The organism is Nocardia sp. CDC519 (genome assembly GCF_059509835.1).
Genome location: NZ_CM183377.1, coordinates 522,328 through 546,100, shown reverse-complemented (window position 1 = coordinate 546,100; position 23,773 = coordinate 522,328). Strand labels below are relative to the sequence as shown.

23 protein-coding genes are annotated in these 23,773 nt (G+C 68.6%); 12 read left to right on the top strand and 11 right to left on the bottom strand.

Translation table 11 applies throughout. From position 1 onward, the window contains the following. Window positions 1-2: 2 nt before the first annotated feature. Genes AC5W7N_RS02290 through AC5W7N_RS02275 form a run of 4 tightly spaced genes read right to left on the bottom strand, consistent with a single transcriptional unit; the run spans window position 3 to window position 4,648 of the window. Window positions 3-1,031 (bottom strand): acyl-CoA dehydrogenase family protein, encoded by a 1,029-nt coding sequence (locus AC5W7N_RS02290; protein WP_195020542.1) that lies wholly within the window; start codon window positions 1,029-1,031, stop codon window positions 3-5. Continuing rightward, window positions 1,028-2,167, bottom strand: coding sequence for an acyl-CoA dehydrogenase family protein (locus AC5W7N_RS02285; protein WP_163813979.1), 1,140 nt, complete (start codon window positions 2,165-2,167; stop codon window positions 1,028-1,030). Before AC5W7N_RS02285 ends, AC5W7N_RS02290 begins: the two co-directional genes overlap by 4 nt. Next, entirely contained in the window at window positions 2,168-3,082 is a 915-nt protein-coding gene (locus tag AC5W7N_RS02280) for an enoyl-CoA hydratase (protein ID WP_195020543.1), read from the bottom strand. Next, complete coding sequence (locus AC5W7N_RS02275; RefSeq protein WP_495923164.1) at window positions 3,083-4,648, bottom strand: FadD3 family acyl-CoA ligase; 1,566 nt, start codon at window positions 4,646-4,648, stop codon at window positions 3,083-3,085. Between the two features lie 191 nt (window positions 4,649-4,839). Here AC5W7N_RS02275 and AC5W7N_RS02270 point away from each other — a divergent pair, with 191 nt between their 5' ends. The 7 genes from AC5W7N_RS02270 (at window position 4,840) to AC5W7N_RS02240 (ending at window position 12,080) form a co-directional block, all read left to right on the top strand. After that, window positions 4,840-6,027 (top strand): acyl-CoA dehydrogenase family protein, encoded by a 1,188-nt coding sequence (locus tag AC5W7N_RS02270; RefSeq protein ID WP_194991393.1) that lies wholly within the window; start codon window positions 4,840-4,842, stop codon window positions 6,025-6,027. Further along, on the top strand, window positions 6,024-6,830 hold the full coding sequence (locus AC5W7N_RS02265; RefSeq protein ID WP_194991390.1) for an SDR family oxidoreductase: 807 nt from the start codon (window positions 6,024-6,026) through the stop codon (window positions 6,828-6,830). Before AC5W7N_RS02270 ends, AC5W7N_RS02265 begins: the two co-directional genes overlap by 4 nt. Before the next feature lie 79 nt (window positions 6,831-6,909). Further along, the gene (locus tag AC5W7N_RS02260) at window positions 6,910-7,656 is read left to right on the top strand and encodes a hypothetical protein (protein WP_228815242.1); all 747 of its coding nucleotides are present in this window, start codon (window positions 6,910-6,912) and stop codon (window positions 7,654-7,656) included. A gap of 82 nt (window positions 7,657-7,738) precedes the next feature. After that, window positions 7,739-8,752 carry a Gfo/Idh/MocA family protein gene (locus tag AC5W7N_RS02255; protein ID WP_228815244.1) on the top strand — a complete coding sequence of 338 codons (1,014 nt, stop codon included), beginning with the start codon at window positions 7,739-7,741 and terminating at the stop codon, window positions 8,750-8,752. 30 nt (window positions 8,753-8,782) lie between these two features. Next, window positions 8,783-9,292, top strand: a complete 510-nt coding sequence (locus AC5W7N_RS02250; RefSeq protein ID WP_228815246.1) for a hypothetical protein — start codon at window positions 8,783-8,785, stop codon at window positions 9,290-9,292. 203 nt (window positions 9,293-9,495) lie between these two features. Further along, on the top strand, window positions 9,496-10,701 hold the full coding sequence (locus AC5W7N_RS02245) for an LLM class flavin-dependent oxidoreductase (protein ID WP_163813983.1): 1,206 nt from the start codon (window positions 9,496-9,498) through the stop codon (window positions 10,699-10,701). 11 nt (window positions 10,702-10,712) lie between these two features. After that, the gene (locus AC5W7N_RS02240; protein ID WP_195020544.1) at window positions 10,713-12,080 is read left to right on the top strand and encodes an NtaA/DmoA family FMN-dependent monooxygenase; all 1,368 of its coding nucleotides are present in this window, start codon (window positions 10,713-10,715) and stop codon (window positions 12,078-12,080) included. A gap of 144 nt (window positions 12,081-12,224) precedes the next feature. Here the strand turns inward: AC5W7N_RS02240 and AC5W7N_RS02235 are convergent, their stop codons facing one another. From AC5W7N_RS02235 to AC5W7N_RS02210, 6 genes are all read right to left on the bottom strand, one after another. Next, complete coding sequence (locus AC5W7N_RS02235; RefSeq protein ID WP_195020920.1) at window positions 12,225-13,379, bottom strand: acetyl-CoA C-acetyltransferase; 1,155 nt, start codon at window positions 13,377-13,379, stop codon at window positions 12,225-12,227. Between the two features lie 49 nt (window positions 13,380-13,428). Beyond that, window positions 13,429-14,037, bottom strand: a complete 609-nt coding sequence (locus AC5W7N_RS02230; RefSeq protein WP_163813985.1) for a TetR/AcrR family transcriptional regulator — start codon at window positions 14,035-14,037, stop codon at window positions 13,429-13,431. Window positions 14,038-14,234: 197 nt separating this feature from the next. Continuing rightward, window positions 14,235-15,329, bottom strand: coding sequence for an NAD(P)H-dependent flavin oxidoreductase (locus AC5W7N_RS02225; RefSeq protein WP_195020545.1), 1,095 nt, complete (start codon window positions 15,327-15,329; stop codon window positions 14,235-14,237). Further along, window positions 15,326-16,135: a CoA-transferase subunit beta gene (locus AC5W7N_RS02220; RefSeq protein WP_228815247.1), complete on the bottom strand. Its 810-nt coding sequence runs from the start codon at window positions 16,133-16,135 to the stop codon at window positions 15,326-15,328. Before AC5W7N_RS02220 ends, AC5W7N_RS02225 begins: the two co-directional genes overlap by 4 nt. Then, entirely contained in the window at window positions 16,132-17,007 is an 876-nt protein-coding gene (locus AC5W7N_RS02215) for a CoA transferase subunit A (protein WP_163813987.1), read from the bottom strand. The genes AC5W7N_RS02220 and AC5W7N_RS02215 overlap by 4 nt, the downstream gene beginning before the upstream one ends. A gap of 6 nt (window positions 17,008-17,013) precedes the next feature. Next, window positions 17,014-17,778 (bottom strand): enoyl-CoA hydratase family protein, encoded by a 765-nt coding sequence (locus AC5W7N_RS02210; RefSeq protein WP_163814044.1) that lies wholly within the window; start codon window positions 17,776-17,778, stop codon window positions 17,014-17,016. Between the two features lie 60 nt (window positions 17,779-17,838). Here AC5W7N_RS02210 and AC5W7N_RS02205 point away from each other — a divergent pair, with 60 nt between their 5' ends. From AC5W7N_RS02205 to AC5W7N_RS02185, 5 genes are all read left to right on the top strand, one after another. Continuing rightward, the gene (locus AC5W7N_RS02205) at window positions 17,839-18,642 is read left to right on the top strand and encodes an SDR family oxidoreductase (RefSeq protein ID WP_163813988.1); all 804 of its coding nucleotides are present in this window, start codon (window positions 17,839-17,841) and stop codon (window positions 18,640-18,642) included. A 72-nt stretch (window positions 18,643-18,714) separates the two neighbouring features. Then, on the top strand, window positions 18,715-19,626 hold the full coding sequence (locus AC5W7N_RS02200) for an SDR family oxidoreductase (protein ID WP_163813989.1): 912 nt from the start codon (window positions 18,715-18,717) through the stop codon (window positions 19,624-19,626). Between the two features lie 604 nt (window positions 19,627-20,230). Then, window positions 20,231-21,559, top strand: a complete 1,329-nt coding sequence (locus AC5W7N_RS02195) for a TrbL/VirB6 family protein (RefSeq protein ID WP_195020546.1) — start codon at window positions 20,231-20,233, stop codon at window positions 21,557-21,559. 6 nt (window positions 21,560-21,565) lie between these two features. Further along, window positions 21,566-22,081, top strand: a complete 516-nt coding sequence (locus AC5W7N_RS02190; protein WP_036532694.1) for an ImmA/IrrE family metallo-endopeptidase — start codon at window positions 21,566-21,568, stop codon at window positions 22,079-22,081. Then, window positions 22,078-23,112: a hypothetical protein gene (locus AC5W7N_RS02185; protein ID WP_194991816.1), complete on the top strand. Its 1,035-nt coding sequence runs from the start codon at window positions 22,078-22,080 to the stop codon at window positions 23,110-23,112. Before AC5W7N_RS02190 ends, AC5W7N_RS02185 begins: the two co-directional genes overlap by 4 nt. Before the next feature lie 166 nt (window positions 23,113-23,278). Here AC5W7N_RS02185 and AC5W7N_RS02180 read toward each other — a convergent pair whose 3' ends face one another. Then, complete coding sequence (locus AC5W7N_RS02180; protein ID WP_014348820.1) at window positions 23,279-23,695, bottom strand: helix-turn-helix domain-containing protein; 417 nt, start codon at window positions 23,693-23,695, stop codon at window positions 23,279-23,281. Window positions 23,696-23,773 lie beyond the last annotated feature (78 nt).

Here is a 23,773-nt window from a genome sequence, read left to right as displayed (position 1 = left end):
ACTCATGCGGAGGCTCCGCCAGCGACAGTCGAGCGCAGCGCTTCGGCGATCCGCGCGCGATGGAAATCCGCCGTGCCCCACGCCGAGCGCAGCGCGGTGACCTTGGTGAGCAGCAGCGACAGGTCGTATTCGGCGGTGTAGCCGATGGCGCCGTGTACCTGCAGGCCGGTGCGTGCCGCGAGGTGGGCGGCGTTGCCGCAGGCCACCAGGGCGGCGGACACGTCACGGGCGCGGTCGGGACCGCCCGCGGTCAAGGCGGCGCGGTGCAGCAGCGGTTCGGCCAGGTCGAGCGCGATGAGCACATCGGCCAGCTTCTGCTTCACCGCCTGGAACTCGCCGATCGGACGCCCGAACTGCTTGCGCTGCTTGGCGTATTCGGTCGCCGCGTCCAGCAGGCCGCTCCCGGCGCCGAGCAGCTGCGCCGCACACGCCAGGGCCGCGGCGTCGAAGCCGGCGGCGATGGCGTCCACGACGTGCGCACCTTCGGCGATCAGTTCATCGGGTACCACGGTGAACAGCCGGCGCGCCGGATCCACCGAGCGCACCTGTTCGCCGACCGTGCCGGTGGACAGCCGGTCGCCGTCCGCGATCAGGATCAGCTCGGCCACATCGGCGTCGAGGGCGATGGCTCCGCGGCCCGGGGCAGCGAAGGCGATCGTGCCGAGCGTGGTGCCGGCCGCGATACCCGGCAACCACCTTGCCGCCGCGTCAGCACCGGTCGAATCCGCGAGCGCTTGCAGCACGGCGGGAATCGCGGCGGCCGATTCCACCAGCGGCCCGGGCGCAGCCGAGCGCCCGAGCTCACCGAACGCCACCACCAGGTCGATCGGTTCGGCACCGATACCGTCGAACTCCTCGGCCACCGCGAGCCCGAAGACCCCGGCCCCGGCCAACTGTTCGAGCAGCGCACGCCCCGCGGCGTGCTCACCGGCCGACCACGAACGCACCGCGGCGGGTGTCTTACCGGCGTCGAGCAGCTTGCGAATACTGGCGGCAAAATCGACGTGTTCCGGACTGAGCGCGAACCTCATCGGCTGCCTCCTCTCGGTAGGCCGAGGAGCCGCTCGGCAATGATGTTGCGTTGGATCTCGTTGGTACCGGCGTAGATCGGGCCCGACAGCGAGAACAGATAGCCGTCGGTCCACGGCCCGGCCAGTTCGGCGGTGTCGCCGAGCAGGTCGAGCGCCGTTTCGTGCATGGCGATATCGAGTTCGGACCAGAACACCTTGGTGATCGAGGATTCCGCGCCGAGCTTGCCGCCCTCGTTCAACCGGGTCACCGTGCCGAAGGTGTGCAGCCGGTAGGCCTCGCTGCCGATCCAGGCGTCCACCACCTTGTCGCGGGCGGCGGTATCCGATGCCTCGGTGCCCGCCCACAGGTCGATGAGCCGCTGTGCGGTGGCGCTGAATCGCCCCGGGCTGCGCAACGAGAGGCCGCGTTCGTTGCTGGAGGTGCTCATCGCGACCCGCCAGCCCTCGTTCGGCGCACCGATGACGTCGGCGTCGGGCACGAACACCTCGTCGAGGAAGATCTCCGCGAAACCGGGTTCCCCGTCCAACTGCGGGATCGGGCGCACCGTGACGCCCTCGGCGTCCAGCGGGAACATCACGTAGGTGAGCCCGCGATGGCGTTCGGCCTCGGGATCGCTGCGGAACAGCCCGAACGCGCGATCGGCGTAGGCCGCGCGCGAACTCCAGGTCTTCTGCCCGCTCAGCAGCCAGCCGCCCTCGGTGCGGCGCGCGGTCGAACGGATACCGGCCAGGTCGCTACCGGCTTCCGGCTCCGACCAGGCCTGCGCCCAGATATCGTCGGCGCGGGCCATGCGCGGCATGATCCGGGCCAGCTGCTCAGGGGTGCCGTGCTCGAACAGTGTGGGTGCCAGCAGGAAGATGCCGTTCTGGCTCACCCGGCCGGGCGCGCCCGCCGCGTAGTACTCCTGCTCGAACAGCACCCATTCCAGCAGCGACGCATCGCGCCCGCCGTACTCCTGCGGCCACGACACCACCGAGTACCGCGCCTCGGCGAGGGTGTGTTCCCACTCCCGATGGGCCTCGAAACCGGCCTTGGTGTCCATCGACGGCAGCGGCTGCGCCGGCTTGTTCGCGGCCAGCCAGTCGCGCACTTCCCACTGGAAGTCGCGGGTGGCCTGATCCAGATCCAGATCCACTTATTTCGCCCCGTTCTGCGTGGCTTCGGCTTCGGCGTCGGCGGACGCCGTACTCGCCGTGGCTTTCATCGTTTTGGCGTTCATGCCGCCGAGGGAATCCGCGCCGACCTCGGCGTTGTGGGCGTGCGCGAAATGGTGCAGGCCGAACACCGAGTCCATGCCCGACCGCATGCCCATCAGGTCCTCGGCCTGGTTGACCGCCTTCTTGGTGAGCGCGAGACCGAACTGCGGCATGGTGGCGATCTTGTCGGCCAGCGCGAAGGTCTCGGTCTCGAGCTGTTCACGCGGCACGACCCGGTTCACCATGCCCCATTCCTTGGCCTGCGCGGCGCTGAACCGGTCGCCGGTGAACAGGAACTCCTTGGCCGCGCGCGGACCGAGCACCCACGGGTGCGCGAAGTACTCGACGCCCGGAATGCCCATCCGGACAACGGGATCGGAGAAGAAGGCATCCTCGGAGGCGACGATCAGATCGCACACCCATGCCAGCATGAGCCCGCCGGCGATGCAGGCGCCCTGCACCATCGCGATGGTCGGCTTGGGGATCTCCCGCCAGCGCCTGCACATGCCCAGATAGACCTCGGTCTCGCGGGCGAAGCGCTGATCGCCGCCGACGCGGTCCACATGGTCCCACCACAGGGCGGCCTTGTTCGGGTAGCGCACATGATGGTCGCGGCCAGGTGTGCCGATATCGTGCCCGGCGCTGAAATGCTTGCCGTTGCCGGCCAGCACGATGACACCGACCTCGGCGTCCTCCACGGCCCGCTCGAAGGCGGCATCGAGGGCGTAGGTCATCACCGAGTTCTGGGCATTGCGGTAGTCCGGCCGGTTCATGGTGATCACTGCCACCGCACCGCGGCGCTCGTAGGTCACCACATCCGGTTCGAACGGCACCGCTGGTTCTTCGGCAGGCATTTACGACTTCTCCTCACGTAGTTGACGTTTGAGCACCTTCCCGGCGGCGCTGTAGGGCAGCTGGTCGCGGAACTCGACGATGCGCGGCACCTTGAAATTGGCCAGCACGGTGGTGGCGTAGGCGATCACGTCCTCTTCGGTGAGCGTCGAGCCGGGCTTGCGCACCACATACGCCTTGCCCACCTCGCCCATCCGGGTGTCGGGCACCCCGATGACGGCCGATTCCGCGACGCCGTCCAAGCGGGCCAGCGCCTGCTCGATCTCGGCGGGATAGACGTTGAAGCCGCCGCTGATGTACATGTCCTTGAGCCGGTCGGTGATCTTGAGGTAGCCGCGCTCGTCGATGGTGCCGATATCGCCGGTGTGCAACCAGCCGTCGGCGTCGATGGCCTCGGCGGTGGCCTTGGGATCGTCGAGGTAGCCGAGCATCACATTCGGTCCGCGCAGCAGCACCTCACCGGTGGTGTCGAGGCGCAATTCGAAATCGGCGATGGGCCTGCCGCAGGTGTTGGCGACGGTTTCGGCGTCGTCGTCGGGGCGGCACATGGTGCCGAAGCCGGCCGATTCCGACAGCCCGTACGCGGTGACGACCACATCGAACGACAGTTCCGAGCGCATCCGCTCGATCAGCACCACCGGTACGGTCGCCGCGCCGGTGACGGCCACCCGCAGTGTGCTCAGGTCGTAGTCGTCGCGGTTGGGGAAGTCGAGAATGGTCTGGTAGATGGTCGGCGGACCGGTGAGGACGGTGATCTTCTCCTCGCCGACCATCCGCATGGTCTGCGGAACGTCGAACACGATCTGCGGCACGATCGTCGCGCCCGCCACCAGGCAGGCCAGGAAACCCGCCTTGAAGCCGAAGTTGTGGAAGAACGGGTTGACCAGCAGATAGCGGTCGGTGCTCGTGAGCGTCGAGCAGCCGATCCAGGCCCGCACCACCGACAGCGCCTGGCGATGCGCCACCAGGGTGCCCTTGCTGCGGCCGGTGGTGCCCGAGGTGAACAGGATGTCGGAGATGTCCTCGGGGCTCACCGATTCGGCGCGCTCGCGCGCCTGCTCGCGGGTCACCGATTCGGCGGCCTCGGGCAGCTGCGACCAGTGCAGGACCCGGGGATCCGCCGATGACGACTCGACTGTCATCGGCCCCTCCACCGGGATGACCACGATCGTCGGAATATCGAGGTCGGGCGCGGCAGCCAGCAGTTCGGTCAGGCGTTCGCGCCGCAGGAACGGCCCGGAGATGAACAATGCCTTCGGGTTCACCCGGCGCAGTACATCGGCCGCTTCCTCGGCCACGTACCGGGTGTTGAGCGGCACCAGGGCGGCGCCGCAGTAGTGCGCGGCCAGGGCGGCGGTGACCCAGTGATGGGTATTGGGCGACCACATCGCCACCCGGTCGCCACGCTGCACGCCACGGGCGATGAGCGCCCGCGCGACGTCCTGCACCGCTTCCAGCAGCTGCGTCCAATCCAGGCGGGTCTCGCCGTCGGCCACGGCGGGTGCGGTGCCGAAGGTGCGCGCCGCATCGTGCAGCGCCATCGGGGTGGTCTGTGCAGGGGTTGTCACGGGTTGTCCTCACCGTCGGTGCGGTCGGTAAGACCGGAGTCTTACAAAGCAAGTGCTTGGTAGGTTATCGTATCGGCGTGGGTGCGATCCAGACCTCAGAATCCGACACCGGTCCGGCCGGTGGGCGCAGTTCGGCGATTTCGCCGGGCGACCCGGCGAATCCGGCGTCCACCACGGCAAACGAGGCGGCCATGACGGCAAACGATGTGAACGGCCACGACGCCGACGCGACCTTCCGCGCCGAGATCCGCGCCTGGCTCGCGGAGAACCTGAACGGCGAGTACAAGGATCTGCGCGGCCTCGGTGGGCCCGGCCGCGAACACGAGGCCTTCGACGAACGGCTGGCCTGGGATCGTCATCTGGCGGCCTCGGGCTGGACCTGCCTCGGCTGGCCGAAGGAGTACGGCGGCCGCGAGGCGAGCGTCCGGCAGCAGATCATCTTCCACGAGGAATACGCCAAGGCCGATGCGCCCGCTCGGGTCTCGCACGTGGGTGAAGAGCTGCTCGGGCCGACCGTGCTGGCCTTCGGCACCGAAGCACAGAAGCAGCGGTTCCTGCCCGGCATCCGCACCGTCACCGAACTGTGGTGCCAGGGCTATTCCGAACCAGGCGCGGGCTCCGACCTGGCCGCGGTCGCCACCTCGGCCCGCCTCGACGGCGACGAATGGTCGATCAACGGCCAGAAGATCTGGACCTCGCTGGCGCACGTGGCCGACTGGTGCTTCGTGGTGGCCCGCACCGAACCCGGGTCCAAACGCCACAAGGGCCTGTCCTACCTGCTGGTCCCGATGAACCAGCCGGGCATCACGGTGCGCCCGATCAATCAGCTCACCGGCACCTCGGAGTTCAACGAGGTGTTCTTCGACGATGCCCGCACCGCCGCCGATCTCGTCGTCGGCGAGCCGGGTGAGGGCTGGCGCATCGCCATGGGCACGCTCACCTTCGAACGCGGTATCTCCACCCTCGGCCAGCAGATCCGCTTCGAACGCGAACTCGCCGGCGTCGAGGAACTGGCGCGCCGCAATGGCGCCATCGACGATCCGCTGATCGCCGACCAGATCGACCGCGCCTGGGTCGGTCTGCGCGTACTGCGCGCGCATGCCATGCGCACCATGGAGGGCGCGGGCGCCGATGACGGCGGCGGGCAGGCCTCGGTGGCGAAGCTGCTGTGGGCCAACTGGCATCGCGGCCTCGGCGAACTCGCCATGGCCGTGCGGGGACCGGCAGGCCTGGTGGCCGCCGACGACGATCTCGACGAATGGCAGCGGCTGTATCTGTTCACCCGCGCCGACACCATCTACGGAGGTTCGAACGAAGTGCAGCGCAACATCATCTCCGAGCGTGTGCTCGGTCTGCCCCGGGAGGCTCGGCCGTCATGAGTGAGAACACCGTGTCGTTGTCGGTCGCACCCGCGCTCGTCGCGGGCCACGGCCTGCTGACCGACCGCAAAGCCGTGGTGACCGCCGCCGCGGGCACCGGCATCGGCTCGGCCACCGCGCGCAGGCTGCTGTCGGAGGGCGCCGACGTCGTGGTCTCGGACTGGCACGAACGCAGGCTGGGGGAGACCCGCGCCGAACTGAGTGCCGAATTCCCCGACCGCAAGGTCGAGGCCATCGTCTGCGATGTGTGCAGCACCGAACAGGTCGACGAACTGGTGCGCGGCGCGGCCGCGGCGATGGGCCGGATCGACATCTTCGTCAATAACGCCGGCCTCGGCGGCGAAACCCCGGTGGTCGATATGACCGACGAGCAGTGGGACCGCGTGCTCGATGTGACGCTCAACGGCACCTTCCGCTGCACCCGCGCCGAACTGGCCTATTTCCGCGCAGCCGGCCACGGCGGTGTGGTGGTCAACAATGCCAGCGTGCTCGGCTGGCGCGCCCAGTACGGCCAGGCCCACTACGCGGCGGCCAAAGCCGGCGTGATGGCGTTGACCAGGTGCAGTGCGGTGGAGGCCGCCGAGCTGGGAGTGCGCATCAATGCCGTCGCGCCCAGCATCGCCAGGCACGCCTTCCTGGACAAGGTGAGTTCCACCGAACTGCTCGACCGGCTCTCCGAGCGCGAGGCCTTCGGCCGGGCCGCCGAACCATGGGAGGTCGCGGCCACCATCGCGATGCTGGCCAGTGACTACACCACCTACCTGACCGGGGAGATCGTCTCCATCAGCAGCCAGCGGGCTTGAGCGGGACGAAAAAGCCGGAGCCGTCTCAGCCCTGGTGTGCGATCCTGGATGAGGTCGGGATCGCACACCCGGAGGGGCGATGGCTATGGGCCAGGACCACCGATCTGCCCGAGAACAGCCCACGCGCGAACAACTCGAACTCGAGTTGGTGCGTGATGTCGTGCTCGCACGGCGCAGACAGGAAAGTCTGGTCCTGGCCGCGTTGACCTTCGGCGCCGAACTCCTCGACGTCGGGCGCCGCTCGGCAGCTTCCCGCGCCGGGCGCATTCTCGAGTCCTATGCCGTGGACGAGAACGACATCGCCCGCGATCCCCGCGCCGCGCTGCGAGCCGATATGGCACGCGAACGGGCCAGGGCCCGCCGGATCGGGCTCGGCACCGGCCAGAACGGCAGCGAAGAGCAGCGGCGCCGGACCCATCAAATCGAACTGCTCTACGAGGTGCGCGCCGATCTGCTCGATGTGGTGCGCAGTTCCCGCAAATACCGTTTCGACCGCGACACCTTCTCCGACCAGATCGCGCAGGGCCTGTGCGCGGTGACCGACAAGCTCATCGGCAGCGCCGATATGGACACCTACCACGCCTGGCAGCGCGGGATGGTGCTGAAGCTGATCGAAGAGCCCACCCGCTACGGCCCGCCACGGGTACTCGCCACCGTCGACGCAGGCCCGGGTCGCAAACCCCTCACCGTCGAATGGGACAGCTGCGAACGCCGATTGGCCCTGGTGATGCGCATGATGCGGGCCGGCGTCTCGCCCGTGGTGATCTGCGAGCGCCTGCTCGCCGACCTGTCGAGATCGTCGCCGCTGCGGTATTCGGAGCGGTGAAAACTGTTTGCCCGGATCCGCTCTCGCGTGTAATTCCACATAAATGCGCATCGGGGTCGTGGGTTTGCTGCGGGGACTGTATATGGCGGAGTGGGCCGCACGGACGGGGTTCGAGGTGGCCGCCGTCTGTGATCGCGATCCCGAACGTCTGGCCGCCGCGCACGCGACGTTCCCGGCGGCCGAGGCGAGTGGAGACTGGATCGAATTACTCGACGCCGGCATCGACGGTGTCATCCTGGCCAATGATTTCGATGCCCACGCGGAGCTGGCCATCGCGTTCCTCGACCGCGGAATCCACGTGCTGTCGGAGACGGCGGCCTGTACATCCGAGGACGAGGGGCGCCGACTCATCGCGGCGGCCGAGCGTTCGACGGCGACGTACTCGTTCGCCGAGAACTACGCATTCCATCCGCACACCCGGCTGCTCCGCGAGGCGGTAAAATCCGGCGAGCTCGGCGCTATCACTGTGGTAGAGGCGGACTACCTGCACAGCCTCTCGCCGCGTGAGACCGCCGCACTCATCGGCGACCCGGCCCATTGGCGCGGACGTATCGCGCCCACCGCGTATTGCACGCACACCGTCTCCCCACTGCTGAACCTCACCGGCGCCTGGCCGGTAGAGGTCAGCGCCTTCCCCGTCGGGCCGGGTGATCGTCCGGCCGCCGTCGTCCTGACCATCCGCCTCTCCGATGGCACCCTCGCTCTGGCCCGCCACGGTTTCCTCGCCGGCGAACCCGACAGCCACTGGAGCTGGATCTCGGTACGGGGCGCCCACGGCCTCGCAGAATCGCTGCGCACCTCGGGCGACAGCGCCTGGTCGGTGCGAGTGCGCTCAGAAGGCTGGGCTCGGCCCGACGGCCGCGCTCATGAGGAAATCCGCCGCCCGCGCCCCTACCAGGTCGACAACGAGCCAGTCGACCCGATGGCCGAAGGCACCGTCGCCCTGCTCGAGGGTTTCCACGCCGCCGTCGAACACGGCGCGGCACCGCTGATTCCGGTACGACCGGCGGTCGCGGCGTCGCTGGTCGGAGTGGCGGGCGCGGAGTCGCTGGCGCGCGGGTCGCAGCCAGTTCTGGTCCCGGACGTATCCGTGTAACGGCCGTCGGCGCGGTCGTTGCAGACCTTGATGATCGCTCGTGAAGGTGTGCTCGCGCCGCAGTTCTTCTCGATCGAGGCGTGGCTGGGGCGGCCCGGCAATACCTGGGAGTACTACCAGGTCCTCGGCCGTCGCGGTAGCACGTATCGGCTGGATCAAGATGTATCCGAATGGGTGCGGTTCAATCTGACCGCCTATCACCAGCAAGCTCAAACCGTGCACGCGAGGTTGGAGCGATCCGGCCGAGTGTGGGACATTTTGGCCGACTTCGCCGATGAGCGGCGCCTCGACCAGCGCCTCGTCACCGCCCTCCATGACGTTGCCATGTCCGGCCGCGTCCGCCGTACTCGCTACGAGCACAGTGAAGCCCTGAGCCTGCAACAAGCCCAACGCGACTTGCGAGATCTGGTTCGCGCCCACATCCTGGAGCCGGTAGGCCGTACCCGAGCTCGCTTCTACCGCGCCGGCCCTGAATTTCCCGATGCGGCACTGGAAGTCGCGCACACACCGGTCACGCTGCTCGACCCGTACCAGTTGTAGGTAGCGCAACTCGGCTCCCGCGTTCAACTCGGTCGCGGCAAGACCACCACGACGTCGGCTCTATCCATCACGGCGATTCAGCTACCAACACTCCGAGGGGCTGGCAGGTTTCGGATCATGCTCAGCGGAACCCTGGTCGATGAACGTTCACTTTCTTACGTTGGCGAAGTAGATCATTCGCGTATTCGTAGGACGGGACAACGATGGCATCGAAACCTCTGCATCTCGGGGTCGCGCTGGACGGGGCCGGGTGGCATCCGGCGGCGTGGCGGGAGCCGAACTCGCGGCCGGCGGAATTGTTCGATGCCGGGTACTGGGTGGATCTGGCCGGTGTGGCGGAGCGGGCGCGGCTCGATTTCCTCACCATCGAGGACAGTTTCACGGTGCCGGGTGAACGGCACGAGTTCGGTGATCGAGTGGATCGGGTGCGCGGCCGGCTGGACGCACATCTGATCGCGGCGCGGCTGGCTCCCGCGACCAGCAATATCGGATTGATCCCGACCGTCACCACCACGCACACCGAGCCGTTCCATGTGTCGAAAGCGCTCGCTACCTTGGATTACACCTCGCAGGGCCGGGCGGGATGGCAGGTGAAGGTGTCCGGCTCGGCCACCGAGGCGGGCCATTTCGGCAGGCGCGAGATTCGAGCACTCACCTCCGAGGAGTTGGCGCGCGCGAGGACCGGGGCCGCCCTGCCGGATTCGGTCGTGGAGTTGTTCGACGAGGCGAGCGATGCGGTGGAGGTCGTGCGCAGGCTGTGGGACAGCTGGGAGGACGACGCCGAGATCCGTGACGTCCCCAACCGGCGGTTCATCGACCGGGCCAAGCTGCACTACATCGACTTCGAGGGCCGGTTCTTCTCGGTGCGTGGACCGTCCATCACGCCGCGCCCGCCGCAGGGCCAGCCGGTGGTGACGGCGCTGGCTCATCATCCGGTGGTCTACGAGTTCGCCGCGCGAGCCGCTGATCTGGTGTTCGTCACCCCTGATCTCGAGGCGGGCCCCTCATCTGTCCTCACCCAAATCGCGGATGCCGCTGCCGGACGAACCGGTGAACGGTTGAGGGTGTTCGCGGATCTGGTCGTCTTCCTCGATTCGGAGACCGAGACCGGCGCGGCGCGTTTGGCTCGGCTGGACGAGTGGGATGGTAGCGAATTCAGCTCCGACGCAGCCGTCTTCACCGGCAGCGCCGAGCAGCTGGCGCAGCTGTTGACGCGCTGGAGCGAGCAGGGCGTCGACGGATTCCGGCTACGCCCGGGTGTGGCCGTCGACGACCTGAACGCCATCGCCGACCAGGTGGTCCCGGCTCTGCGCGACCACGGCCTGGCCCGCACCGAGTATCCGGGCGGCTCACTGCGTGCCCTGCTCGGATTGTCCACAACCGTCCCCAACCGCTACGCCGTCGCCTGAACGAGGTCACCATGAGCACCCAACGCAAGCAGGTCATCCTCGGCGCCTACCTCGGTGGCGTCAACCATCACACCTCCTGGTGGGATCCGCAGGCCGGCAGCCAGATCGAATTCAGCTCGTTCGAGCACACCGCCCGCACCGCCGAACGCGGCAGGTTCGATTTCTTCTTCCTCGCCGAAGGGCTCGCGCTGCGTGAACGGGCGGGTAAGATCTTCGACCAGGACATCATCGGCAGGCCCGACACCTTCACCGTCCTCGCCTCGCTCGCCGCCGTCACCGAACATCTCGGTCTGGCGGGCACCATCAACACCACCTTCAACGAGCCCTACGAGCTGGCACGGCAGTTCGCGAGCCTCGATCATCTGTCCGGCGGGCGCGCCGCGTGGAATGTGGTCACCTCGTTCGACGCGTTCACCGGCCAGAACTTCCGCCGCGGTGGGTATCTGGACCGTTCGCAGCGGTACGCGCGGGCGGAGGAGACGGTCGCAGCGGTGCGCGCGCTGTGGGATTCGTGGGCGGCCGGGGATATCGTCGCCGACCGGGAATCCGGGCTCTACCTGGCCCGATCGGATGCGGGCGCGTTCGCCGTGCACAGCAGTCAGTTCGACATCGCCGGCCGGTTCACCGTGCCGCGCAGCCCGCAGGGCCGTCCGGTGACGTTGCAGGCCGGTGTCTCACCGCAGGGCCGTGACTTCGCCGCCGCCAATGCCGACGCCATCTTCTCCCCCTACGGCCAACTCCCCGAGGCCGCCGATTTCTACCGCGACATCAAGGCCCGCGCGGTCGCGGCCGGACGCTCGGCCGACGACATCAAGATCCTGCCCTCGGCGAGTTTCGTACTCGGCGACACCGAGGCCGAGGCCATCGAGAAGTACCACACCATCCGTGACGAGCAGGTCACCGGCCAGACCGCGCTGATTCTGCTGGAGCAGATCTGGAACCGCGATCTGTCGGCCTACGATCCGGACGGCCCGGTGCCCGATATCGACCCGGATCCGGAAGCGCCGCCGATCATCCAGGGCAAGGCGTTCGTGTATCAGGATCGTTTCGCCACGGCAGCCAAGCTGCGGGCGGTCGCCGAGGAGAAGAAGCTGAGTTTGCGTGAGGTCGTGATCGATCAATTCGAACGCGGACCACTGGTCGGCACCCCGGACCAGATCGCCCAGCAGATCGATGATTTCGTGCAGAACAACGGCTCCGACGGTTTCATCCTCGGCTCCCACCTGGTGCCCACCGGTTTGGACGAATTCGTGGACCGGGTGGTGCCGCTGTTGCAGGAGCGTGGTGCGCTGCGCGCCGAATACACCGGAACCACCCTGCGCGACAATCTCGGCCTGCCGAATCTCTACGCGTCCGGCAAGGTCGCCGCGCGCGGCTGAACCCGCCGGGCAACGGCTGGCCGAGGCTGCACAGAACTGGTTGCGCACCAAGATATTCGGTGGCTGGGGCACCGCGGCAGCGGAACGATCGCGGATGCGCCGACGGCCGTTGGATCAGACAAACGGCCGTCGGCACAAGTGGGTTCAGCGATCCAGGCGCTCGATGATCGTGACGTTGGCCGTGCCGCCGCCCTCGCAGATGGTGAGCAGGCCGTAGCGGCCGTTGATCCGCTCCAGCTCGTTGAGCAGGGTGGCGAACAGTTTCGCGCCGGTGGCGCCGAGGGGGTGGCCGAGGGCGATGGCGCCGCCGTTGACGTTGACCTTCTCCGGGTCGGCGCCGGTCTCCTTCAGCCAGGCGAGCACGACGGGGGCGAAGGCCTCGTTGATCTCGATGACGTCGATATCGTCGATGGTCAGGCCGGTCTTCTCCAGTGCCCACTTGGTGGCCGGGATCGGCGCGCTGAGCATGAAGATCGGGTCGGCGCCGCGGGCGCTGACGTGGTGGATGCGGGCGCGCGGGGTCAGGCCGTACTCCTGGACGGCCCAATCCGAGGCCAGCAGGGTGGCGCTGGCACCGTCGGAGATCTGCGAGGCCACCGCGGCGGTGAGCGGGCTGCCCTCGGCGAGCGCGGGCAGCGAGGCCATCTTCTCCAGGCTTGTCTCGCGCGGGCCCTGATCGATCCAGAATTCACCGACTGGAACGATCTCGCGATCGAAACGGCCCTCCTTGATGGCGCGGCGGGCGCGTTCATGGCTGCGCAGCGCCCAGCGCTCCATGTCCTCGCGGCTGATGCCCCACTTCTCCGCGATCAGCTGGGCGCCGTGGAACTGCGAGACCTCACCGGTGCCGTAGCGGTGATCCCAGCCCTGCGCGCCGACGAACGGCGACTCGTAGCCGTACTCCTTGCCCGCGAGCATGGCCGCCGAAATCGGAATGGCGCTCATGTTCTGCACACCGCCGGCGACGATCACCTCGGCGGTGCCGCTCATGATGGCCTGGGCGCCGAAGTTGATGGCCTGCTGGCTGGAACCGCACTGCCGGTCGACGGTGACGCCGGGAACTTCCTCCGGGTAGCCGGCCACGAGCCACGCGGTGCGGCCGATATTGCCTGCCTGCGGGCCGATGTTGTCGACACAGCCGACGATGACGTCATCCACCACACCGGGATCGATGGGGTTGCGGTCGAGCAGACCACGCAGGGCCGCGGCACCGAGATCGGCCGGATGCACGCCGGCCAGGGCGCCGCCGCGCTTGCCGACCGGGGTGCGCACCGCGTCGATCACGTACGCCTCGCGCAGCGGGGTGTAGGGGCGGCGCGAGCCGGAGGGTTCGGACATGTTCAGACTCCTACGTGGTGTGCCCGGGCACGGTCAGCCCGTCGAGCACGATGGTCAGATATTGCTTGGCGAGGTTGTCTACGGTGATCGGCCCGCCAGGGGTGTACCAGCGCACCGCCACCCAGACGGTGTCGCGCAGGAACCGGTAGGCCAGTTCGATATCGAGTTCGGCCCGGAAGCTGCCGTCGCGCACGCCCTGGGTGAGCACCTGCTGCCACAGCGCGCGGAATTCCTTGTTGTATTCGTCGATGTAGGTGAAGCGTTCGACGCCGCGCAGGCGTTTGGCCTCGGCCTGGTAGATGGCGACGGCGGCGTGGTAGCGGTCGAACGACTCGTAGGAGGCCAGCACCAGCGCCTCGAGAGTGTCGCGCGAGCTCAAACCGGCGGCGGCGATGTCGCGGTAGCGGCCGAAGAGGTCGTCGAGGAAGCCTCGCAGGATTTCGTCGACCATCGATTCCTTGGAATCGAAGTGGTGATACAGGCTGCCCGATAGGATTCCGGCCGCATCGGCGATATCGCGGACGGTGGTGGCGCGCAGACCCCGCTCGGCGAACAGGTCGGCCGCCAATCCGAGCAGTTCGTTGCGCCGGGCTGATTTGGACGGGTCGGGTGCGGTCACCCGGCCATAATACAACCAAGCATTTGCTTGGGGAAGGGTGGCCGGCCGCCTGAACGATCAGCGGGCTCGTAGCGCCGCCGCGATCCATGCGCACAGCCCCCGCGGCGCCGCCGCACGGAGCGGCATGGACCAAAGAAGTGAAGTCGGGCGGCCTCCCGCGAGGGGAGACCGCCCGACCGTCGACCGAGCTGACTCGGTTACGTCGACGCGCCGGGGGTCGCCCGGGCGTCCTGGGTGAGCGCGGCGATCGTGTCTATCCGCGCGACCGCATCGCGCACGATGCGGTCGATGAGTTCCTGGCAGGTGGGCAGGTCGTCGATGATGCCGGTGACCTGGCCCGCGGCGAGCACGCCCGCCTCGGTATTACCTTCTACCAGACCGGCTTTGAGCAGCATCGGGGTGTTAGCCGCCATGATCACCTGGGACCAGGTGAGGTCCTTGGCCTTGCGCATGGCCAGGCCGTCGCGGATCATGGTGGACCACTTCATGCCGGTCATCGACTTGAACTTCGCGGCATTGGTGACCGCGGCGGTCAGACCGCGCCAGTTGCCCGAATGCTCCAGGCGCTGCACCAGTTCGGTATTGAGCACGCGGTGCGGCATGCCGTCGACCTTGAGCGAGACGACGGTGTCCTGCAGGTGCCGGTTCAAGTATTCCTGCTTCACCGCGTCGGGGACCTGGCTTTCCTGGGTCAGCAGGAAGCGGGTGCCCATCGCGATGCCCGCGGCACCGTAGGCGAGGGCGGCCGCCAGGCCACGGCCGTCGAAGAAGCCGCCTGCGGCGACCACCGGGATATCGACGGCATCGAGCACCGAGGGCAGCAGCAGCGTGGTGGCGACCGGTCCGGTGTGCCCACCGCCCTCGCCGCCCTGCACGATCACCGCGTCGGCGCCCCACGAGGCCACCTTCACGGCGTGCTTGGCCGCGCCGATGGACGGAATCACGACGACCCCGGCATCTTTCAGCTTCGCGATCAGCTCCTGCTTGGGCGCCAGCGCGAACGACGCCACCGCCACCTTCTCCCGGATCAGCAGGTCGATGCGCTCACCGGCGTCGGAGGCGTCGGCGCGGATGTTCACGCCGAACGGTTTCGCGGTGTGCGATTTGGTCTTCGCGATCGCGGCCTCGAGCTCGTCGTAGGTCATGGTGGCCGAGGCCAGGATGCCGAGTCCGCCGGCCTCGGCGGTGGCCGCGACCAGCCGCGGCCCGGCCACCCAGCCCATGCCGGTCTGCACGATCGGATGCTCGATGCCGACGAGTTCGGTCAGCGGAGTCCGCAGCCGTGGACTCATGACGAGACCTCCTTCTCGCGAATGCCCTTCGGGTCGAGCACGGTGCGAATGATCCGCAGCTCTTCCTCGGTGGGCAGCCGCGTTTCGCCCGCCTCGCCCAGCTCGGCGATCTCGAACGAGGTGTTCTCGGCGACCTCATCGGCGGTGACGCCCGGATGCAGCGACAGCGCCCGCATGGTGCGGCCGGGCCCGCCGAAATCGAAGACGCCGAGATTGCTCACCACCCGATGCAGATGGTGGAACCGGAAGGCGGGATTATCCGGATCGATCTTGTCGTAGCCGATACCGGAGACGATGTCGACGGTCTCGCAGAACACCCGCCTGTTGTGCCGCGGCACGAAGTAGCTGGTGGCGTGGTTGATGGTGTTGCCGGGCGCGCCGCGCACCCCGAACATCTGCCGAGTCGGCTGTTGCAGCGGGCCGAACGCGGACAGGTTCTGATTGCCGTACCGGTCCAGCTGATTGGCGCCCATCACCACGTGCCTGCGCCCTGAGGCGACCACATCGAAGACCCGGGAGAACGGAATCCAGCCCTCGATGGGCGCCTTGCCGCCGATCGCAGGCACCTCGGCGAACAGCAGCGCCTCACCGTCGGACAGCAGCAGATCCGGCTCGAAGGTCAGCCGCGCCAGCCGGGCACCGATAGTGGTGATGGTGGACATCGGGCTGGCCATGATCTCGCCCGCGCCACGGAAGATCTCGGCCGCGGCGACGACGCAGACCTCGGCCCGGGTAATCGGCTCGCCCGTCGCCCGACCACCGCCCCCCACGGAATCGCTCTGCGATGCAGTGATGTTCTCGGTCATTTCTGCTCCTCGGCGAAAGCACGGACAGCGGCCTGGTATTCGTCCTCGGACACATCCAGGTAGCGCGCCTTGAACTCGGCCCACGATTCGGGTGTCTTGGCGGCCTCCACATAGTGGCGCTGGAACTTCTCGTCGCGGCCGTAGCTGCCGGAGAAGGTGAAGTGCGCGCCACCGGGGGCCTCCACCACGCCGTCGACCATCATCCGGTTGAGGATGATCGACTGCTGCGGAACGGCTTTCACCAGCTCCTCGGTGTCGACCAGTCGGTCCACCGTCAGGTAGCGGCGCTCGGCCGACAGACAGTACAGATCGTCGAAGTACGGGTCGACGCCGGTGTAGGCGGCATTGCCGTGCTTATCGCCCAGATCAAGGTGCACGAACGCGGCGTCCAGGTTCAGCGCGGGCATCGCGATCAGCGTCTCGGTCTTGCCGTCGGTGGGGTAGGGCGACTGCACCGTCTTCAGCTCGCCCTCCCAGAAGTCGAGCACGGCCGAACCCAGACCGGCGCGGATCGGCAGGAACGGCAGGCGGGCGGCGGCGGCCTGCAGACCGCACTTGACCATGCCCTCGTCCATCTCCCGCACGGTGATCGCGCCCTCGGTGCGCGCCTTGGCGAACCAGGGGTCGTAGAACGGTGCCGAATCCAGCGAGACGAACCCGTAGTAGGCCTTGCGCACCTTGCCCGCCGAGCACAGCAGGCCGAGATCGGGGCCGCCGTAGGTGACCACGGTCAGATCGGTGATATCGGACCGCAGCAGCGCCCGGACCAGAGCCATCGGCTTACGCCGTGACCCCCAGCCACCGAGGCCGATGGTCATTCCGCTGCGCAGTTCGCCGACGACCTCGTCGAGCGTCATGTGCTTGTCGCGCATGGGTTTCTACTTCCCTTTCTTCTGTGCGGCCAGATCGTCGTCGAAACGCGCGCGGATCTCATCGGCCACACCGGCGAGGTTGAGCTCCATGGTGAAGCCCTGCTCGTAGCGGTAGGAGCGGTGCACGTCCTGCACGTCGATGCCGTTGAGGGCGCGTTTGGCGGCGCGGATCACCCGGCCGTCCTTGTTCGCGATGTTCTTGGCGACGTCCATCGCGGTGGCGTCGAGTTCGGCGCGCGGCACCACGTGCAGCACCGAGCCGTAGTGGTGCAGCTGCTGCGCGGTGAGGGTGCCCGCGGTGTAGAACATGGCCCGCATCAGGTGCTGGGGGATCAGCCGGGCGAGGTGGGTGGCCGCGCCGAGGGCGCCGCGGTCGACTTCGGGCAGGCCGAAGGTGGCGTCGTCGGAGGCGACGACGATATCGGAATTGCCGACCAGGCCGATGCCACCGCCCAGGCAGAAGCCGTTGACCGCGGAGATCACCGGCACCTGGCAGTCGTAGACGGCGGCGAAGGCCTCGAAGCAGCCGTGATTGGCGCGGATCAGCGCGGTGTGCCCGGTGTCGGCGTTCATCTCCTTGATGTCCACGCCGGCGTTGAACCCGCGGCCCTCGGCGCGCAGCACCACCACCTTGGTCTCCGGATCGCGGCCTGCCTCGCGCAGTGCGTCGGCGAGAGCGAACCAGCCGTCCGAGGGTATGGCGTTGACCGGCGGATAGTCGACCGTGATGACGGTGATGCCGGTTGATTCGGTGTGACGGTTGATCCCCATCGCAGTTCCCATCGTGAGCGAACCTTGGCTAAGCAAGCAATTGCTTGGTAGGTTAGCACGGTGGCACTCGAAATCGATCTGTCCGGACGCGTCGTTCTGGTAACCGGCGGTGTCCGCGGGGTGGGCGCGGGCGTCAGCCGGGCCCTGCTCGCCGCGGGCGCGACCGTGCTGGCCTGCGCACGCCGCCCCGGTGACGCCCCGGTGGAATACGAGGGACGGCAGGCCGAATTCCTGCCATGCGATGTGCGCGACGGTGACGCGGTACGCGAGCTGATCGACACCGTCATCGCCCGGCACGGCCGCCTCGACCATCTGGTCAACAACGCGGGCGGCGCCCCCTTCGCCCTTGCCGCCGACGCCAGCGCGAAATTCCACGCCAAGATCGTCGAGCTGAATCTGCTCGCACCGCTGCTGGTTTCGCAGCTGGCCAACGCGGTGATGCAGGCCCAGCCCGACGGCGGCACGATCGTCAATATCTCCAGCGTCAGCGCGCATCGCCCGTCACCGGGCACCGCGGCCTACGGAGCGGCCAAGGCCGGCGTCGACAGTCTCACCGCCTCGCTCGCGGTGGAGTGGGCGCCGAAGGTCCGGGTGAACTCGGTGGTCGTCGGCCCGGTGGAGACCGAACTCAGCCTGCTGCACTACGGCGACGCCGACGGGGTGGCCGCGGTCGGCGCCACCATCCCGCTGGGGCGGCTGGCCCGGCCCGAAGACGTCGGCCGCTGCGTGGCCTTCCTCGCCTCACCGCTGGCCGGCTACGTCAGCGGGGCGACCCTCGAGGTGCACGGCGGCGGCGAACGCCCGGCCTTCCTGGACGCCGCCACCGTCAACACCGCCGCCCCCAACGGCGCGCCCAAGCCCTGACCGAGACCTGATCAGCGCCGCGCCCCGGCCTGATCGCCCACCCCGACCGCTGAGCAAGACGATAGGAACACGATGGAAACCGATGGGATCTGTGCCGGACGTACCGTGATCATCACCGGCGCCGGCCGCGGCATCGGCCGCGCGCACGCGCTGGCGTTCGCCGCGGCGGGCGCCAAGGTGGTCGTCAACGATCTGGGCTCCGCGCTCAACGGCGCCGATACCGGCGAGACACCGGCCGAGCAGGTCGTCGCCGAGATCCGCGCGCAGGGCGGCGAGGCCGTGGCCAATGGCGACGACGTGGCCGACTGGGAAGGCGCGCGCCGGCTCATCCGCCAGGCCGTCGACACCTTCGGCGGCCTCGACGTGCTGGTCAACAATGCCGGCTTCGTGCGCGACCGGATGCTGGTCAACCTGTCCGAAGAGGAATGGGACGCCGTGATCCGGGTCCACCTCAAGGGTCACTTCGCCACCATGCGCCACGCCATCGAGTACTGGCGTGGTGAGTCCAAGGCCGGACGTCCGGTCGACGCTCGCGTGATCAACACCAGCTCCGGCGCCGGCTTGCAGGGCAGCGTCGGCCAGGGCAATTACGGCGCGGCCAAGGCGGGCATCGCCGGCCTGACCCTCACCGCTTCGGCGGAGTTCGCCCGCTACGGCGTCACCGTGAACGCGATCGCCCCCGCTGCGCGCACCCGGATGACCGAGACCGTCTTCGCCGAGGATATGGCCGCGCCCGAGGAGGGCTTCGACGCGATGGCGCCGGAGAACGTCTCGCCGCTGGTCGTCTGGCTCGGCAGTGCCGAATCCGCCGGCGTGACCGGCCGCATGTTCGAGGTCGAAGGCGGTAAGGTCGCCGTCGCCGAGGGCTGGCGGCACGGCATTCCCGTCGACCGCGGCGCCCGCTGGGACCCGGCCGAACTCGGCCCGGTGGTGGCGGACCTGCTCGCCAAGGCCAATACGCCCGAACCGGTCTACGGCGCGTAATCCGGCTGTCTTCAGCCTTCCGAACGGCGGCGCGAGTTCTCGACTCGCGCCGCCGTTTCGCGTCGGGACCGGGCCGCGGGCTTCGGCGAGCTCCGCTGACAGCTCGCGCTCGTGGCACGGGGTGGCGGCGAGATGGGCCGATCGCACGTGCGGCAGCCCCTCGCGAACCTCGGCTGCTCTCGGCACGGGATGTGTTCGCCGCGGAAGATCCGTCGGCTTCGGCGGCGCTCACCACGAGGGCGACCCGGCGAGCGCCTCTGCCAGCACACGATCGAGTTCCTGCGGCGCCGCCCGGTAGTAGGCCGCGGTCCGGTGTGGCGGCTCTCACGTCGGTGGATGCCGGGCTCTTCCGCGAGGCTACCGCCAGCAAACCGACCGTAAGGTCGCCCACGTGGACGCACCCACGGCAGGGCGCAGACCTCGGCGGACGCGGTTTACGTCGTCCAGGCGAGGGGAATGCCCGGTCGATCGCCGCCGCTGAGCGGGCGGTACCGCTGCGCGCCGGGAAGCCGACGGTTTACTATGGGCAACCGTTGTTGGAGTCCGGGTTGTGCGTATGGCCGGGCGAGGATTTGCGCAGTCTCTATGAGGGGAAGGCCGTCGCATGGCCAGTGGTCGCTTCACCGGTGTGCTCGCGGTAGCGGGGGCCGTCGGCTGCCTCGGACTACTCGGGCCGGTAGCGGCCGAGGCCCAGCCGGGTGGTTCCGGTCAGGGCGGTAACAGTGCCCCGAATCCGGGCAACGGGAATCCGAACCCGCCGATCATCGGCGGCGTGCCCAACTCCGGAAGCGCTGGGGGTGCGAACGGGGGCAATGGCGCGCATGCCGGCAACGGTCCCGGCGCGAACGCGGGCAATGGCGTGCTGCCGAACACCGGCAGCGGTGCGGGCGCGAACGCCGATCATGGCGCGGACGCGAACGCCGACAACGGAGTTGGGCCGACCGCGACGGATAACAACCCCGGCGCGGAGGGCATTGGCGCGGCGCCAGCGCAAAGCGACGCAGACGAATGGCAGCCGCTGTCCATTCCTGGACGGCAGACACCGATCGATGCCGGTATCGAACCCACCGACGTCGCAGGCCCCGGAACCGGTTCGGCCGGAGCCGGTTCGGCCGCAGCGGGCTCAGCCGCGGCGGGCTCGGCCGGACTCGGCGCGGTGCTCGGCGGCGGATCCTCCGCTCTCGGCGTGATTCTCAGCACCGGCTCGGCGGGCCTCGGCGCTGCCCTCGGCACCGGTTCGGCGGCCGTCGGCTCGGCCGGGGTCGGTGCACTCGGAACCGGCTCTGCCGCAGTGGGTTCGGCGGGTATCGGCGCTCTCGGCACCGGCTCGGCCGCTCTCGGCACCGGTTCGGCCGCCGTGGGTTCGGCCGGTGCCGGGGTGCTCGGTACCGGCTCGGCGGCCGTCGGATCGGCGGCGCTGGGCGCGGCCGGACTCGGTTCGGCGGCAACGGGTTCGGCCGCGGTCGGATCGGCGGCCGTCGGCTCGGCCGCGGTCGGTTCCGCCTCGCCTCTGCTCTTATTGCTGCTTCCCATTCCGCCGGTGCCGCCGGCGCCCGCGCTGCCGCCGCTTGCCATTCCGCCGGTGCCCGCGCCGCCCGCGATCGCACCGCCCGCCCTCGCACCGGTGGTTCCCGGTGTCCCGGCCCTGCCGGTGGTCGCGCCGCCTGCTCCGGCGGCCGCCCCCGCCCCGCCCGCCGCGGCGGCGCCCGCTCCCGCGGCTCCGCCCGCATCGGCCGCGCCGGCAGATCCCGATGTGCGCAACACCAGCGCCGAGGACGGTCTGCCCGAGCCGAAGGTGCTGACGGTGATCGGCGGTCTGATCGCCCTGACCCTGGCCGGTGCGGGATCGGGCGCGGTGAGCTTCCAGAGTGCCTCGGCGGCACAGGCACGCATCGATGCCGCGCGCGCCGAATTCTTCGGAACGGGTCGGTGATCGGCGATGACACAGAGTAAGGCGCAGAGCGGTTCGCGGTCCTACCGCCGGGTGGCCGCGGCCGTGGACGCGGTCTGCGCGGTCGCCGCCGATTTCGACGCGACCACCCTCGACGAGGTGGTGCTCGCCATCGCCGCCGAACGCAAACGGATGATCGAGATCGCCGACGCCGACCTCGGCCCCGGTGTCTGCGGTCAGCGTCGCTTCTATCCGGACAAAGACGTGATCGTGCTGGCCACCGCACTGCCGAGCCGCGAGCACACCCTCGCCCACGAGCTCGGGCACATCGTGTTCGACCACGAGGGTGCGCCCGCGCCGGAGGTGACGCTCGAAGCCAGCGACGATCTGATCGCCTACATGCTGAGCCAGCGCGCCCACCAGCAGATCGTCGACGACGGCGAAGACGAGCAGGCCGAATGGGAGGCCGAGACCTTCGCCGCGATGCTGATGACACGACTGCGCGTATTCAACAACCGGGGCGCGGGCGTCTCGGTCCTTCGATTCGATGAGGCTCTCGGATGACCTTCTGGTTGACGGCCATGCTGGTCTGGATGGCAGCCGGTGCGCGGGTGGGCCGGGTGCTGGTCAAGCCCGCGACCACGGCCCGGGTGGCCATCGTGATCGCGGTCGCCGCGGTCGCGCTCGCCGCCACCGTGGCGATTCCCGATGTGGGGCTCGCGGTCGACAACCTGCTACCGGAAGGCGTGCCTTCCGGCCTGCTGTCCGACGGCGTCGTCGTCGCGGCCTGGCTGCTGTTCACCACGGCCACCTCGGTGGTGGCGTCGGCGGCCTGGCCGGTGGTGTCGCGGCGCAATCTGCGTCAGATCGCCTTGGGCATCTATGCCGTCGGTGCGGCAGCGGCCGCGGCCACTCTGGCCTGGACGCATGTGTTCGGCTGGGTGATCGTCGCGCTCGGCGGGGTTTTCATCGTCGTCACCGGACTGCGCAATCTGGACTGGACCGCGCTCGGGCGCGGTATCGCGATCTATACCGCGGGCACCGCGCTGGTGGCCGTGCTCGCGGTGCTGGAGATCCGGCGCGTCGCCATCGACGCGCCACGCGCGAAACCCGGTGCGGCGGACTGGGGTTGGCCTGCCTGGCAGGTCGCGAGCCTGTTGATCGCGTTCGGTGCGGTGTGGATCGTCATCGAGTTGTGGGTGCGCGCGCGGCTGCTGTTGCGGCGCATCGAGCTGCTGCACCGGGTCATGGTGAAGCGCTTCCCGGAGGTGGTGGCGCACGAACAGGGCGGCACCTCCACTCAGTTGAAGGCCTCCGATCGGGTGGCGCAGATCATGGACGCGCTCTATCTCCAGTCCGGTGGTGGTGTGCAGCTCGTCTCGGCCGGTGATCCGCCGGCCTCGGTGACCCAGCGCGCCGATCGTGTCGCGCGGTGGGCGCGCAACCCGCTGGGCGATGTGGTGGTCGACGCTCGCTGGATCGCGCCGCCCGAGGGAGTGAGCCCGCGTGGCTGGGTCAGTGCGATCGCGCAGGCCTTCGACACCACTGCGCGCGAGCAGCAGAAGAAGCCGGCCGCCGCCCAGCCGCGGCCCTGAGTCGGCGATACCCTTCGGCTCGACCGTCGCCCCGGCGCGGCTCACGCTCCGGGGCAGCGGTTTTCAGCCGTCCTCGCCGGCGAGTATTCGCTGCGACGGGGCGCCGATCACATAACACAACACAGTGCGACCCGGCGGGCCGCACTGTGTTGTGGTGTGCGAGAGCCTATTCGGTCCCGTCCGGAGGAACTTCGGGCAGACCTTCACTTGCCCGGAGTTTCTCCGCCATGGACGTGAGTAGATTCTGTGATTCTTCGGAAAGGTCGAAAGCCCGGCTGGACAGTCGACGCAGCCCGTACCCCTGCAACTGAGACAGCAGTTCCAGATCGTGGTCGATCTTGGCGGCGTAGATGTCGTTGAAGAAGTAGTCGGGCTTGACCTTGAAGAACTTCGCCAACGCGGCCACCGTCTCGTCCGACGGATTGGTCCGCTGCCCGGACCGCAACTGCGACAGGTACGGTTTGGAGATCGGATGCCCTGAAGCCGTCAGCGCGGCTGCGACCTCCGCGTTGGTGTGCGGCTTACGCCCCGGGGGATGCACGGTTTCGAACAGCTTGTTCAGCCGCGCCGCGAAATCAGCCATTGTGAGCCGCCCAATTCCCTTCGCTGTACTAACAGTCGTTATCTCGGATACGTATCATTGATATTAGCGGCTCAGTAA

What these genes read in the sequence shown, in the direction of transcription:
- AC5W7N_RS02280 (WP_195020543.1), bottom strand. Translation starts at nt 3,082, where the DNA reads ATGCCTGCCGAAGAACCAGCGGTGCCGTTCGAACCGGATGTGGTGACC.
- AC5W7N_RS02225 (WP_195020545.1), bottom strand. Translation starts at nt 15,329, where the DNA reads ATGAGTCCACGGCTGCGGACTCCGCTGACCGAACTCGTCGGCATCGAG.
- AC5W7N_RS02210 (WP_163814044.1), bottom strand. Translation starts at nt 17,778, where the DNA reads ATGGGGATCAACCGTCACACCGAATCAACCGGCATCACCGTCATCACG.
- AC5W7N_RS02180 (WP_014348820.1), bottom strand. Translation starts at nt 23,695, where the DNA reads ATGGCTGATTTCGCGGCGCGGCTGAACAAGCTGTTCGAAACCGTGCAT.
- AC5W7N_RS02200 (WP_163813989.1), top strand. Translation starts at nt 18,715, where the DNA reads ATGGAAACCGATGGGATCTGTGCCGGACGTACCGTGATCATCACCGGC.
- AC5W7N_RS02260 (WP_228815242.1), top strand. Translation starts at nt 6,910, where the DNA reads ATGGCTATGGGCCAGGACCACCGATCTGCCCGAGAACAGCCCACGCGC.
- AC5W7N_RS02195 (WP_195020546.1), top strand. Translation starts at nt 20,231, where the DNA reads ATGGCCAGTGGTCGCTTCACCGGTGTGCTCGCGGTAGCGGGGGCCGTC.
- AC5W7N_RS02270 (WP_194991393.1), top strand. Translation starts at nt 4,840, where the DNA reads ATGACGGCAAACGATGTGAACGGCCACGACGCCGACGCGACCTTCCGC.
- AC5W7N_RS02220 (WP_228815247.1), bottom strand. Translation starts at nt 16,135, where the DNA reads ATGACCGAGAACATCACTGCATCGCAGAGCGATTCCGTGGGGGGCGGT.
- AC5W7N_RS02190 (WP_036532694.1), top strand. Translation starts at nt 21,566, where the DNA reads ATGACACAGAGTAAGGCGCAGAGCGGTTCGCGGTCCTACCGCCGGGTG.
- AC5W7N_RS02255 (WP_228815244.1), top strand. Translation starts at nt 7,739, where the DNA reads ATGGCGGAGTGGGCCGCACGGACGGGGTTCGAGGTGGCCGCCGTCTGT.
- AC5W7N_RS02215 (WP_163813987.1), bottom strand. Translation starts at nt 17,007, where the DNA reads ATGCGCGACAAGCACATGACGCTCGACGAGGTCGTCGGCGAACTGCGC.
- AC5W7N_RS02250 (WP_228815246.1), top strand. Translation starts at nt 8,783, where the DNA reads ATGATCGCTCGTGAAGGTGTGCTCGCGCCGCAGTTCTTCTCGATCGAG.
- AC5W7N_RS02265 (WP_194991390.1), top strand. Translation starts at nt 6,024, where the DNA reads ATGAGTGAGAACACCGTGTCGTTGTCGGTCGCACCCGCGCTCGTCGCG.
- AC5W7N_RS02245 (WP_163813983.1), top strand. Translation starts at nt 9,496, where the DNA reads ATGGCATCGAAACCTCTGCATCTCGGGGTCGCGCTGGACGGGGCCGGG.
- AC5W7N_RS02240 (WP_195020544.1), top strand. Translation starts at nt 10,713, where the DNA reads ATGAGCACCCAACGCAAGCAGGTCATCCTCGGCGCCTACCTCGGTGGC.
- AC5W7N_RS02290 (WP_195020542.1), bottom strand. Translation starts at nt 1,031, where the DNA reads ATGAGGTTCGCGCTCAGTCCGGAACACGTCGATTTTGCCGCCAGTATT.
- AC5W7N_RS02185 (WP_194991816.1), top strand. Translation starts at nt 22,078, where the DNA reads ATGACCTTCTGGTTGACGGCCATGCTGGTCTGGATGGCAGCCGGTGCG.